This is a genomic window from Burkholderia pyrrocinia (assembly GCF_001028665.1).
Classification (GTDB): domain Bacteria; phylum Pseudomonadota; class Gammaproteobacteria; order Burkholderiales; family Burkholderiaceae; genus Burkholderia; species Burkholderia pyrrocinia.
The window spans coordinates 2,607,284-2,619,147 of record NZ_CP011504.1 but is presented as its reverse complement, the minus strand read 5'-3'; the positions used below and the strand labels follow the sequence as shown (position 1 = coordinate 2,619,147).

At 70.2% G+C, this 11,864-nt stretch carries 10 protein-coding genes; all 10 read right to left on the bottom strand.

The window, feature by feature from the left end; genetic code table 11:
• Positions 1–42 precede the first annotated feature (42 nt).
• Positions 43–2,502: an efflux RND transporter permease subunit gene (locus tag ABD05_RS27760; RefSeq protein ID WP_047903161.1), complete on the bottom strand. Its 2,460-nt coding sequence runs from the start codon at positions 2,500–2,502 to the stop codon at positions 43–45.
• Between the two features lie 64 nt (positions 2,503–2,566).
• Entirely contained in the window at positions 2,567–3,526 is a 960-nt protein-coding gene (locus ABD05_RS27755) for a WD40/YVTN/BNR-like repeat-containing protein (RefSeq protein ID WP_047903160.1), read from the bottom strand.
• A 156-nt stretch (positions 3,527–3,682) separates the two neighbouring features.
• Positions 3,683–4,888 carry an acetyl-CoA C-acyltransferase gene (locus ABD05_RS27750; RefSeq protein ID WP_047903159.1) on the bottom strand — a complete coding sequence of 402 codons (1,206 nt, stop codon included), beginning with the start codon at positions 4,886–4,888 and terminating at the stop codon, positions 3,683–3,685.
• Between the two features lie 17 nt (positions 4,889–4,905).
• Positions 4,906–5,391: a MaoC family dehydratase gene (locus ABD05_RS27745; protein WP_047903848.1), complete on the bottom strand. Its 486-nt coding sequence runs from the start codon at positions 5,389–5,391 to the stop codon at positions 4,906–4,908.
• The gene (locus tag ABD05_RS27740; protein ID WP_047903158.1) at positions 5,391–6,191 is read right to left on the bottom strand and encodes an SDR family oxidoreductase; all 801 of its coding nucleotides are present in this window, start codon (positions 6,189–6,191) and stop codon (positions 5,391–5,393) included. The genes ABD05_RS27745 and ABD05_RS27740 overlap by 1 nt, the downstream gene beginning before the upstream one ends.
• Positions 6,188–7,384, bottom strand: coding sequence for an acyl-CoA dehydrogenase family protein (locus tag ABD05_RS27735; protein WP_047903157.1), 1,197 nt, complete (start codon positions 7,382–7,384; stop codon positions 6,188–6,190). Before ABD05_RS27735 ends, ABD05_RS27740 begins: the two co-directional genes overlap by 4 nt.
• Complete coding sequence (locus ABD05_RS27730; RefSeq protein WP_047903156.1) at positions 7,381–8,715, bottom strand: acyl-CoA dehydrogenase family protein; 1,335 nt, start codon at positions 8,713–8,715, stop codon at positions 7,381–7,383. The genes ABD05_RS27735 and ABD05_RS27730 overlap by 4 nt, the downstream gene beginning before the upstream one ends.
• A 3-nt stretch (positions 8,716–8,718) precedes the next feature.
• Positions 8,719–9,609 (bottom strand): SDR family oxidoreductase, encoded by an 891-nt coding sequence (locus tag ABD05_RS27725; RefSeq protein ID WP_047903155.1) that lies wholly within the window; start codon positions 9,607–9,609, stop codon positions 8,719–8,721.
• A 33-nt stretch (positions 9,610–9,642) separates the two neighbouring features.
• Positions 9,643–10,794: an acetyl-CoA C-acetyltransferase gene (locus ABD05_RS27720; protein ID WP_047903154.1), complete on the bottom strand. Its 1,152-nt coding sequence runs from the start codon at positions 10,792–10,794 to the stop codon at positions 9,643–9,645.
• Positions 10,794–11,861, bottom strand: a complete 1,068-nt coding sequence (locus tag ABD05_RS27715; RefSeq protein WP_047903153.1) for an acyl-CoA dehydrogenase family protein — start codon at positions 11,859–11,861, stop codon at positions 10,794–10,796. Before ABD05_RS27715 ends, ABD05_RS27720 begins: the two co-directional genes overlap by 1 nt.
• Positions 11,862–11,864 lie beyond the last annotated feature (3 nt).

Here is an 11,864-nt window from a genome sequence, read left to right as displayed (position 1 = left end):
CGGCGGCCAGCCGCGCGCGGGGGAAATTTGGGGGTGCGCGGTTCAGCGCATCGGATTGCCGTGTTCGAGCGCGCGGGCCGGCTGCAATTGCGGCGCGGCCGCCGGCGACGGCTGCGCCTGCTGCATGCGGCGCTCGGCACGCTCGACGCCGAGCCACGCGGCGAGCGCGGGCAGCAGGAACACCGCGCCGAACAGGTTCACGAGGAACATGAACGCGAGCAGCACGCCCATGTCGACCTGGAACTTCAGCGCGGAGAACGCCCACGTGCCGACGCCGATGAACATCGTGACGGCCGTGAACAGCGCCGCGGTGCCGCGCTGGCGCATCGCGTCGGCAAACGCGTCCGGCAGCGTCGCGCCGTGGCGGAGGTCGTGCTGCAGGCGCTCGTACAGGTAGATCCCGTAGTCGACGCCGACGCCCACGCCGAGCGTGATCACCGGCAGCGTCGCGACCTTCAGCCCGATGCCGAGCCGCGCCATCACCGCATTGCACAGGATCGACACGAGCGTGAGCGGCACGACGATGCACAGCACCGCGCGCCACGAGCGGAACGTGAGCGCGCACAGCAGCGCGATCGCGCCGAAGATCGACAGCAGCATCGCGATCTCCGCATCGCCGACGGCCTCGTTGGTCGCGGCCATCACGCCGACGTTGCCGCCCGCGAGCCGGAGCGCGACGTTCGGCGTCGGGTTTTCGGCCGCGAAGCGCTTGATCTCGTCGACGATGTGCGCGATGGTCGTGCCTTCGTGGTTCTTCGTGTAGATCAGCACCTGGATCGCCTTGCAGTTCGCGGTGTTCATCCCGTTGTCGGGGTCGAACGCGTTGGAACCCTGCGTGAGCCCGTCGCTGGAACGCGGCAGCGCGGCCCAGCGCGGGTTGCCTTCGTTGAACGCGGCGATGAACACCTTGCCCTGCGACGACACGCTCGTCACCGACTGCACGCCGGCCACGCCGCGCATGTTCATCTCGAACTTCTCGATCGCGCTCATCACCGGGTAATGCAGGCACGCGTCGTCGAAGCCGGTCGTCTCGACGATCACCGACAGCACGTCCACGCCGATGTTGTACTGGTGCGTGATCGCCGCGTTGTCGATGTTGTAGCGCGAGTTCGTGCGCAGCTCCGGCGCGCCGGTGCCGATGTCGCCGATCTCCAGCTTGCGCGATTCGAGCGTGCCGTACGCGAGCAGCGCGAGCGCCACCGCGAACACGCCGAGCGCGGGCGCCGGCCGCGCGAACACCGCGAAGCGCGACCACATCGGGCTGCCGCCGGCCGCCGCCGTGCGCTGTGCACGCGCCAGCGTGCCGCGTTCGAGCCGCGTGTACGACAGCAGGATCGGCAGGAACACCTTGTTCGTGACGATCATCAGCAGCACGCCGAGGCACGCGGTGATGCCGAGTTCGCGCACGATGTCGATTTTGATCCGCATGATCACCATGAAGCCGAGCGCGTTGGTCAGCAGCGCGACGGTGCCCGGCACGAACAGCTTGCGAAACGCGTCGCGCGCGGCATCGACCGACGACGCGCCGCGCACCAGTGCCTGCTTCCATGCGTTGGTCATCTGCACCGCGTGCGACACGCCGATCGAGAAGATCAGGAACGGCACGAGGATCGACATCGGGTCGATGCCGAGCCCGAGCAGCGGCAGCGCGCCGAGCAGCCACACGACCGGCAGCAGCGCGACGACGAGCGCCAGCACGGTGGTCTTCAGCGAGCGCGTGTAAGCGAACAGCAGCGCGGCCGTCACGAGGAACGCGAGCGCGAAGAACGCCATCACGCCCGCGATGCCGCTCTCGACGTCGCCGACCAGTTTCGCGAAGCCGATGATGTTCACGTCGATGCCCTGCTTCGCGTACCGCGCGCGAATCTCCTCGAGTTGACGTGCGACCGCGCTGTAGTCGAGCCGCTTGCCGGTCGCCGGGTCGGTCTCGCGCAGCTCGGCGCGGATCAGCGCCGACTTCAGGTCGTTGCCGACGAGCCGGCCGATCTGCCCGGAACGCGCGACGTTGCGGCGCACCTTGGCGAGATCGTCCGGGTTCGCGCTCGAGAACTGGCCGGGCACGACCACGTCGCCACGAAAGCCGGCCTCGGTCACCTCGGTGTAGTGGACGTTCGGCGTAAACAGCGAGAACACGCGCGAACGGTTCACGCCGGGGATGAAGAACACGTCGTCGGTCGCATGGCGCAGCGCGTCCATGAACGTCTGGTTGTAGATGTCGCCGTCGCCCTTCCAGCGCAGGCTCACGAGGATCGTGTTCGCGCCGGGGAACGCGCCCGCATAGCGCTCGAACACCTGCATGTACGGGTGCTGCATCGGGATCATCTTGTTGAAGCCCGGGTCGAGCTTCAGGCGCGTCGCGGACAGCCCGAGCGCGAGCGTCACGGCCACGCAGAGCAGCATCAGCAGCCGGCGCCGGCGAATGATCGTGTTGGCGCAGCGCGCGACGAACGCGGCGAGGCGCGACGCGGGAACGGCTTCAGGGGGGCGTGACAGGTCGTTCATGGGATTCTCTTGTCGGTGCGGACGATGCGAAACGAACGGAAGCAGACGGCCGGGCCGCCGCGCATCAGGACGGCGACGCGGCGAGCGGCGCGACGCCGGCCTCGCCGCCGAGCAGCAGCGCGCCGTGGCCCATGTCGAGCACGGCCGCGAGGCTCTGCACGCCGCCGAGCTTGCGCACGTCGAACGTCAGCCCGCCGTCGCGCGACGCGACGATCGCACCGCCCTGGCCGACCAGCACGAGTTCGCCGTCGCCGAGCTGGGTCGCGCCGAAGTACGACACCGGCACGTGGCTGTCGACATGCGTCCAGGTCGTGCCGCTATCGGTGCTGCGCAACACGTTGCCGCGCATCCCGTACGCGACCCAGTCGCCGTTCGCGAGCATCAGCGCGCCGAACAGCGAACCGGCATACGGCGACGGCAGCTTGTCCCACGTGGCGCCGTTGTCGGTCGAGCGCAGCAGCGTGCCGCTCTCGCCCGCGATCAGCAGGTTGCCGTGGCCGTCGCCGACGATCGCGTTCAGGTGACGGTCGCCGGCCGGCGTCTTGACCGTCTGCCAGTTGATGCCGGCGTCGTCCGAGCGCAGCAGTTGGCCGAAGCTGCCGGCCGCGAACAGCGGGCCGTCCGCGGTACCCCACACGGACAGCAGCGGATCGGGATGCGCGCGGTCCATGTGCACCTCGCGCCAGTGCACGCCCGCGTCGTCGCTGCGGAGGATCCGGCCGTCGTGGCCGACCGCGATCCCGAGCGTCGGCGTGATGAAGCGCACCTGCGTGAGCGTCGACGCGTCGTCGGGCGTGACCGATGCCGGCCGCCAGTGGCCGCCCGTGTCGTCGCTCAGCAGGATCACGCCGCGTTCGCCAACCGCGACGATGCGCGTGCCGGCCCTCGCGAGCCCGTTGATCTGCAGCCGGTCCGCATGGATCGCGGTGACCGGGAACGCCGGCAGCGGGCGCGGCGAAAACGCGAACAGCGCGGCGCCGAGCACCAGCGCCGACATCGCGAGTCCGGGCAAAGTTCGTTTCATCGCTTGTCTCCTGTGTCTGCGTGCGACGGCGGTTCGCGCCGAAGCGCCAACATCCGTCGCCTGCAAGTCTCCGGGCCGTCGGTCGTTGCCGCGGCCTCGAATCGTCCTGATGGGTGTGCGGCCGTCTCCGGCCGCCCTACCGCGTGCCGCGTGCCGCTACGCGCCGACTTCGAACAGCGCGGCTGCGCCCATCCCGCCGCCGATGCACATCGTCACGACCGCGTGCCGCACGCCGCGCCGCGCGCCTTCGAGCAGCGCGTGCATCGTCATCCGCGTGCCCGACATCCCGAACGGATGGCCGAGCGCGATCGCGCCGCCGTCCACGTTCAGCCGGTCGTCGGGAATGCCGAGCGTGTCGCGGCAGTACAGCGCCTGGCACGCGAACGCCTCGTTCAGTTCCCACATCCCGATGTCGCCGACGGTCATCCCGAAGCGTTCCAGCAGCTTTGGAATCGCGAACACCGGGCCGATGCCCATTTCGTCCGGCTCGCAGCCGGCCACCGACAGGCCGCGGAATGCACCGAGCGGCGTCAGCCCGCGGCGCTTCGCCTCGCTGCGCGACATCACGACCACGGCCGCCGCGCCATCCGACAACTGCGACGCATTGCCGGCCGTCACGAACTCGCCGTGCTCGACGACCTTGCCGCCGCTCCACGACGGCTTCAGCCCCGCGAGCCGTTCGGCCGTCGTGTCGGCGCGCACGCCTTCGTCGCGGGCCGCGCGTACGTCCTCGTGGCCGGCCGGGTTACCTTCCTTGTCGAACAGCGCGCGCCGCACGTCGAGCGGCGCGATTTCCGCGTTGAAGCGGCCTGCTGCCTGCGCTTGCGCGGTGCGCTGGTGGCTCTGCAGCGCGAATTCATCCTGTGCGGCACGCGAGATCCTGTAGCGGCGCGACACGATCTCGGCCGTTTCCATCATCGCGATGTACGCGGCCGGCTGGTGGTCGAGCACGGCCTGCGAACGCGCGCGATACGCGTTCTTGTGCTTGTTCTGCGTGAGCGAGATCGACTCGACGCCGCCCGCGACGACGATCCGCGCGTCGCCCGCGCCGATGCTGCGCGCGGCGCTCGCGATCGACATCAGGCCCGACGAGCACATGCGGTCGATCGCCATGCCGGGCACCGACGCCGGCAGCCCGGCCGCCGCGGCCGACAGGCGGCCGATGTTGTAGCCCTGCGTGCCCTGCTGCGCGGCACAGCCGATCAGCACGTCGTCGACGTCGGCCGGCGCGACGCCCGCGCGGTCGAGCGCCGTGCGCACGACGTGGCCGCCCAGCGCGGGCGCCTCGGTGTCGTTGAACATGCCGCGAAACGCCTTGCCGATCGGCGTGCGTGCGACGGAAACGATGACTGCGTCTTCCATGGGCTGGCTCTCTGGAACTAGAAGTAGTAACGGCTGATGGTGTCGGCAACGCAGCCGGGCTTGCCTTCGCCTTCGATCTCGACGGTCACGCGTATCCACGCCTGCACGCCGCCTTCGAGCGGCTCGACGCGCAGCAGTTCGCCGACGCCGCGCACGCGCGCGCCGACCTTCACCGGTGCCGGGAAACGGATCCTGTCGCAACCGTAGTTGACGCCCAGCCGCGCGCCGTCGATGCGCACGATCTGCGGCAGGAAATGGTTGACGAGCGACAGCGTCAGGTAGCCGTGCGCGATGCACGCGCCGAACGGGCCGTCCTTCGCGCGCACCGGATCGACGTGCACCCACTGGTGATCGCCGGTCGCGTCGGCGAAACCGTCGATGCGGAGCTGGTCGATCGCGAGCCACGCGCTCGCGCCGAGCGTGTCGCCGACGGCGGCCGCGAGTTCGCCGGGATGCGCGAACACGCGGGGCGTCGCGCGCACGGGGTCGAGGGTCGCGCTCATCATGCGTGCTGGCTGCTGACCGACAGCACTTCGCCGGTCATGTACGACGCGTAATCGCTTGCAAGAAACACCATCACGTTCGCGACCTCCCAGACTTCGGCGGCGCGCCCGAAGGCTTCGCGCGACGCCAGTTGATTCAGCAAGTCGGCCGGCGCCGACTTCTTCAGAAAATCGTGCATCGCGATGCTCGGCGCGACCGCGTTGATGCGCACGCCGTACGGCGACGCTTCGAGCGCCGCGCAGCGCGTGAGCGCCATCACGCCCGCTTTCGCCGCCGCGTAGTGCGCCTGTTCCGCCTGCGCGCGCCAGCCGAGCACCGATGCGTTGTTGACGATCGCGCCGCGGCCTCGGGCCTGCATGTGCGGCAGCATCGCGCGCGTCATCCGGAACGTCCCGGTCAGGCTAATGTCGATCACGCGCGACCATTCGGCATCGTCCATATCGACGATGCGGGTCGACCCGCCGAGCCCGGCGTTGTTGATCAGCACGTCGACGCCGTCGAGCTGGTCCTGCGCGTCGGCGACGAGCGCCTGCACGTCGGCTTCGACCGCGACGTTGCACAGGCGGCCGTAGACCTGTTGCAGCCCCGTTTCGGCGCGCAGCGTCTGAACCGCCTGTTCGAGGCGCTTTTCGTGGATGTCGGAGATGAACAGCGCGCGGCAGCCTTCCTCCGCGCAACGGCGGGCGGCCGCGAAGCCGATGCCGGCGCCGGCGGCGGCCGTGATCAGCACCGATTTTCCGGCGAGCAGTTGGTGGCCCGGTACGTAGGCGGGAGCCTTCTGGATCTGGGGTTCGGTCATGCGTTACCTCGTGGTTCTCTCGGCATGCCGAGCCCGCGCTCGGCCATGATGTTGAGCTGGATTTCGTTGGTGCCGGCGTAGATCGTGTCCGCACGGGAGAACAGGAATACGCGCTGCAGATGGGTGAGCTTCTCGTCGGCCGGATCGATCACGTTCGCGCGCGGCCCGAGCGCGTCCATCGCGAGCTGGCCGAGGTCGCGGTGCCAGTTCGACCAGTAGTACTTGTAGATCAGCGCCTCGCGGCGCAGCGGCGCGCTGGCGTCTGCATCGTCCGCGCCGGACAGCATCCGCAGCGCGTTGTAGCGCATCACGCGCAGCCCGGCCCACGCGCGGCCGATCCGCTGGCGCAGCACGGGATCGCGGTCCGCGCCCGATTCGCGCGCGGCGTCGATCACCCATTCGAGCTCGCGGACGAACTGCATCTGCTGGCCGAGCGTCGACATCCCGCGCTCGAAGCCGAGCAGCGTCATCGCGATCCGCCAGCCGTCGCCCGGCGCACCGACGAGGTCGCGTGCTTCCGCGCGCGCGCCGTCGAAAAACACTTCGTTGAATTCCGCGCCGCCGTTGAGCTGCTTGATCGGCCGGATCTCGATGCCCCGCTGGTCGAGCGGCATCAGCAGGAACGACAACCCCTTGTTGCCCTTCGACGCCGGATCGGTGCGCGCGAGCACGAAGATCCAGTCGGAATCGTGCGCGAGCGACGTCCATACCTTCTGGCCGTAGACGCGCCACGTGCCGTCCGCATCCTGTTCGGCACGCGTGCGCACGTTCGCGAGATCCGAACCCGCGCCCGGCTCCGAATAGCCCTGGCACCAGAACTGCGTGCCGGCCAGGATGCCGGGCAGGAAGCGCGCGCGCTGGTCGTCGGTGCCGCACGCGACCAGCGTCGGCCCGAGCAGCCCTTCGCCGATATGACCCATCCGGCCGGGGCCGCCCGCACGCGCGTATTCCTCGTGGAAGATCACCTGTTCGGCGACCGAGAAGCCGCGCCCGCCGGCAGCGGTCGGCCAGCCGAGCCCGGTCCAGCCGCCCTGCGCCAACTGCCGTTCCCACGCCTTGCGCAGTTCGGGCCACGCTTCCTCGTCGCCGGGGCCGCCGCGGTACTTCAGGCACGCGAATTCGCCGGTCAGGTGCGACTGCACCCAGTCGGCCACTTCGTGCCGCAATTGCTGATCATGCGTTTCGCTGTTCATTGCAGGGCTCCTGCGCGCGCGGCTGACGGGCGGGCTACCGCAACCGGCGCAACCGCCGCCGCGGGCGTGTCGTCGCGGTTCGCCACGCCGCCGTCGATCGCATGGCATGCGATCCATTCGAGCAGTTGCGGCGTGCTGCCAAACTGCGCGCCCGACGCCTGCGCGCGCTTGAAGTAGAGATGCGGGTCGTATTCCCACGTGAAACCGACGCCGCCGTGCAGCTGGATCGCCTCCTGCGCGCAGAACGCATACGCGTCGTTCGCGGCAACCTTCGCGGCCGCGATGTCGGCGCGCAGCGCGGCGCCCGGCGTCGCGCCGGCTTCCGCGTCCCATGCATGCGCGGCGCCGAGCACGGCCGAGCGCGCCGATTCGATCAGCACCATCATCTGCGCGCAACGGTGCTTGACGGCCTGGAACGACGCGATCGCGCGGCCGAACTGCACGCGCTGGCTCGTGTAGTCGAGCGTCAGGTCGAGGCATTGCTGTGCGCCGCCAAGCTGTTCGGCGGCCAGCGCGAGCGCCGCGAACCATGCGGTGCGTTCGAGCACCTGCGCCGCGTCGCGGCCCGCGATCAGCGCGTCGCGGCTCACGCGCACGTCGTCGATCGCAATCCGTGCAAGCGGCCGCGTCGCGTCGAGCGTGTCGAGCGGCGTCACCGCAACGCCGGCTGCGCCGGCGGTCATGTCGATCGCGAACAGGCCGACCGACTGCCCTTCGTTCGCGATCCGCGCCGGCACCAGCAACAGGTCGGCCCGCGCACCGTCGAGCACTTGTGCCGCGACGCCGGACAACGCGAAGCCAGCCGCGGTTTCTTCCGCGATGAACGGAAGCGGTCGCGCACTGGCCGGTTCGTCGAACGTGTCGCCGAACGATGCGCCGAACGCATTGGCGCCCGGCCCGCCGTATGGCCGGCCGACCCGCGCGCCACTTGGCTCGCCGAACGGCCAGTCGAACGGCAGCGCCAGCGTCGCGCTGCACGCGCCTTCGGCGATCTTCGCAAGCCAGCCGGCCGCCAGCTGCGTATCGCAGCCGGCCAGCGCGGTCGCCGCGAGGCACGCGGTCGAAAAATACGGCACGCACGCGACACGCCGGCCGAGCTGTTCCATCAGCATCGCCTGCTCGACCGCGCCGAGCCCGAGCCCGCCCGCCGCTTCCGGCACCGCGAGTGCGTTCCAGCCGAGCTCGCCCGCGAGCGCGGCCCACAGCGCGTCGTCGCGACCGGCCGACTGCTCGAGCGCGCGTCGCACGTCGGCGGACGCGCTGCGCTCGGCGAGCACGTCGGCTGCCGCATCGCGGATCATCGCCTGTTCGTCGGTGAGCGCCAGATCCATCGCTCAGCTCCCGTACACGCGCTGCGCGGGTCGCGCATCGGCGAGCAACTGCGCGACCGCCGGGCCGACCTCGGCCGCCGCCCAGCGCGCGCTGCGATCGACGCGCGGGCCCGTGCGCCAGCCTTCCGCGACCGCGATCATCCCGCCCGCGACCTCGAACACCTGGCCCGTCACGTCGGCAGACAGCGCACTGCCGAGCCACACGACCAGCGGCGCGACGTTGGCCGGATCGAAATAGTCGAAACCGCCGTCCTCGGGCTTCTTCATCATGTCGGCGAACACGCCTTCGGTCATCGACGTGCGCGCGGCCGGCGCGAGCGCGTTCACGCGCACGCCGTAGCGCTGCAGCTCGGCCGCCTGCATCAGCGTGAGCGCGGCGATCCCGGCCTTCGCCGCGCCGTAGTTCGACTGGCCGATCGAGCCTTGCAGCCCGGCGCCCGAACTCGTGTTGACGATCCGCGCGTCGACCGCGTGGCCGGCCTTCGCGGCATCGCGCCACACGCGCGCCAGCACGCTCGACAGGCAGAAGTGACCGCGCAGGTGCACGCGCATCACGTCGTCCCAGTCCTGCTCGGTCATGCTCGTGAACATCTTGTCGCGGCAGATGCCCGCGTTGTTGACGAGCACGTGCACGTCGCCGAACGCTTCGCGTGCCGCGTCGACGATCCGCTGCGCGGTGTCGACGCGCGTGATGTCGTCCGAATTCGCAAGCGCGCGGCCGCCGCCGCTTCCGCCTCGTTTGGTGATCTCGTCGCACACGGCCTGCGCGGCGTCGTGCCGGATGTCGTTGACGACGACCGCCGCGCCTTCGGCCGCGAACGCGAGCGCGTATTCGCGCCCGAGCCCGCCGCCCGCGCCGGTGATGATGACGGTGCGTTCGTTACAGATTCCCATGCTGGTGCCTCGTGGATCGTGAAAGTGACGCGCTCACAGGCGCTCGATGATCGTGACGTTCGCAAGACCGCCGCCTTCGCACATCGTCTGCAGCCCGTAGCGGCCGCCGGTGCGCTCCAGCTCGTGCAGCAGCGTCGTCATCAGCCGTGCGCCGGTCGCGCCGAGCGGATGGCCGAGCGCGATGCCGCCGCCGTTCGGGTTGGTCTTTTCGTGCGGGAAGCGCGTGTCGGCGAGCCAGGCCTGCGCGACCGACGCGAACGCCTCGTTCATCTCGACGACGTCGATCTGCGACCAGTCGAGCCCGCTCTTCGCGAGTGCGGCCTTAGTCGCCGGGATCGGTGCGGTCAGCATCCACAGCGGATCGTCGCCGAGCACGCTCAGGTGATGGATCCGCGCGCGCGGCGTGAGGCCGTAGCGTTTCAGCGCATCCTCCGACACGATCAGCAGCGCGGCGGCCGCATCGCAGGTCTGGCTCGCGACGGCGGCCGTCAGCGAGCCGCCCGGCGTGAGCGGTTCGAGCGTCGCCATCTTTTCCAGCGACGTGTCGGGGCGCGGCGTTTCGTCATGCATCACGCCTTCGAACGGCACGATTTCGCGCTTGAAATGGCCGGCCTCGATCGCCGCGACCGCGCGGCGGTGGCTTTCGAGCGCATAACGCTCCATCGCGTCGCGCGACAGGTTCCAGTGATCGGCGATCCGCTGCGCGGCGACGAACTGCGACACCGGCGCATCGCCGAAGCGCGCGCGCCAGCCGACGCTGCCCGAGAACGGATCGGTAAAGCCGAGCGGCGCCGCGCAGGTCATCGCGGACGAGATCGGGATCTGCGTCATGGTCTGCACGCCGCCCGCGACGACGACGTCCTGCACGCCGCTCATCACGGCCTGCGCGGCGAAGTGCACGGCCTGCTGCGACGAGCCGCACTGGCGGTCGACCGTCACGCCCGGCACCTGCAGCGGCAGCCCGGCCGCGAGCCAGCAGGTGCGCGCGATATTGCCCGCGAGGGGGCCGATCGTGTCGACGCAGCCGAACACCACGTCGTCGTATTCGTCGGCCGGAATCGCGTTGCGTTCGACGAGCGACTTCAGCACGAAGCCGCCGAGATCCGCCGCATGCACGTGCGCGAGCCCGCCCTTGCGGCGGCCGGTCGGCGTGCGCAGCGCGTCGACGATATAGGCTTGTTTCATTAGTTCGGTTCCTCGAGGTCGAAGGTCTGCGCGGGGCCGATCGGCAACGCATCGCCGAGGATCGCGTCGGCTACGCGGGCCTTGTGGAACGCGCTGTCGCCCCAGCTGCCGGCGAGCGCCCAGATGCGCTTCATGAAGATTTGCAGGTCGAGCTCCCACGTGTAGCCGATCGCGCCGTGCACCTGCATCGAGTGGCGCGCGGCCAGCTGCGCGGCCGACATCGCCGCGAGCTTCGCGTGCGACACGAACACCGCGCGCTGCGGGTGATCGTCGGCGATCGCCTGCGCGGCGCGCGCGACCACCGGCCGCGCGAACTCGTAGCGGATCGCGACGTCCGCGAGCAAATGCTTGAGCGCCTGGTACGAGCCGATCGCCTTGCCGAACTGCTTGCGCTGCGCGCTGTAGTCGATCGCCACGTCGAGCACGCGCTGCGTAAGGCCGAGCAATTGCGCGGCGACCGCGAACGCACCGTGGTCGAGCGCACGATCCAGTAGCGGCCCGGCCTCGGCGGCGCCCGCGATGCGCGTGGCCGGCGACGGTTCCCAGTCGAGCGTGAACAGGCGCCGCGACGGGTCGACGCTGTCCACCGCGCGCCACGCGCATTGCGCGGGGTCGACGCGGTGCAGCTCGCCGCGGTGTTCGCACAGCAGCACTTGCGCGACGTGCACGTCGGCCGCATACGGGTTCACCGGATGCACGAGCGCGACGCGCGCACGCCCTTCGGCGATGTCGCGCAGCAGTGCGTCGCGCCAGTCGCTCGCGGGCAGCCGCGCGAGCACGCCGGCCGACACGAGCGCCGTGTCGAGCAACGGCTCGGGGCTGCCGAAATAACCGTAGGTCTGTGCGAGCAGCGCCCATTCCGCTTCGGTCAGGCCGAGCCCGCCGTGTGCCTCTGGCACCGACACGGCGGTCAGCCCCTGCGACGCGAACAGCGCCCAGAGTGCGTCCGAGCGCCCGGTCGGCGTGGCCCACAGCTCGCGGATCAGCTCGGGCGTCATCTCGGTCATCAGCAGGCGCTTCACGCTGTCCGCGAGCGCTTCCTGGTCTTCATCGAATACGAAATCCATACG

Coding starts and splice junctions, on each gene's coding strand:
- ABD05_RS27745 (WP_047903848.1), bottom strand. CDS start 5,391: ATGAGCGCGACCCTCGACCCCGTGCGCGCGACGCCCCGCGTGTTCGCG.
- ABD05_RS27730 (WP_047903156.1), bottom strand. CDS start 8,715: ATGGATCTGGCGCTCACCGACGAACAGGCGATGATCCGCGATGCGGCA.
- ABD05_RS27735 (WP_047903157.1), bottom strand. CDS start 7,384: ATGAACAGCGAAACGCATGATCAGCAATTGCGGCACGAAGTGGCCGAC.
- ABD05_RS27750 (WP_047903159.1), bottom strand. CDS start 4,888: ATGGAAGACGCAGTCATCGTTTCCGTCGCACGCACGCCGATCGGCAAG.
- ABD05_RS27715 (WP_047903153.1), bottom strand. CDS start 11,861: ATGGATTTCGTATTCGATGAAGACCAGGAAGCGCTCGCGGACAGCGTG.
- ABD05_RS27720 (WP_047903154.1), bottom strand. CDS start 10,794: ATGAAACAAGCCTATATCGTCGACGCGCTGCGCACGCCGACCGGCCGC.
- ABD05_RS27755 (WP_047903160.1), bottom strand. CDS start 3,526: ATGAAACGAACTTTGCCCGGACTCGCGATGTCGGCGCTGGTGCTCGGC.
- ABD05_RS27760 (WP_047903161.1), bottom strand. CDS start 2,502: ATGAACGACCTGTCACGCCCCCCTGAAGCCGTTCCCGCGTCGCGCCTC.
- ABD05_RS27725 (WP_047903155.1), bottom strand. CDS start 9,609: ATGGGAATCTGTAACGAACGCACCGTCATCATCACCGGCGCGGGCGGC.
- ABD05_RS27740 (WP_047903158.1), bottom strand. CDS start 6,191: ATGACCGAACCCCAGATCCAGAAGGCTCCCGCCTACGTACCGGGCCAC.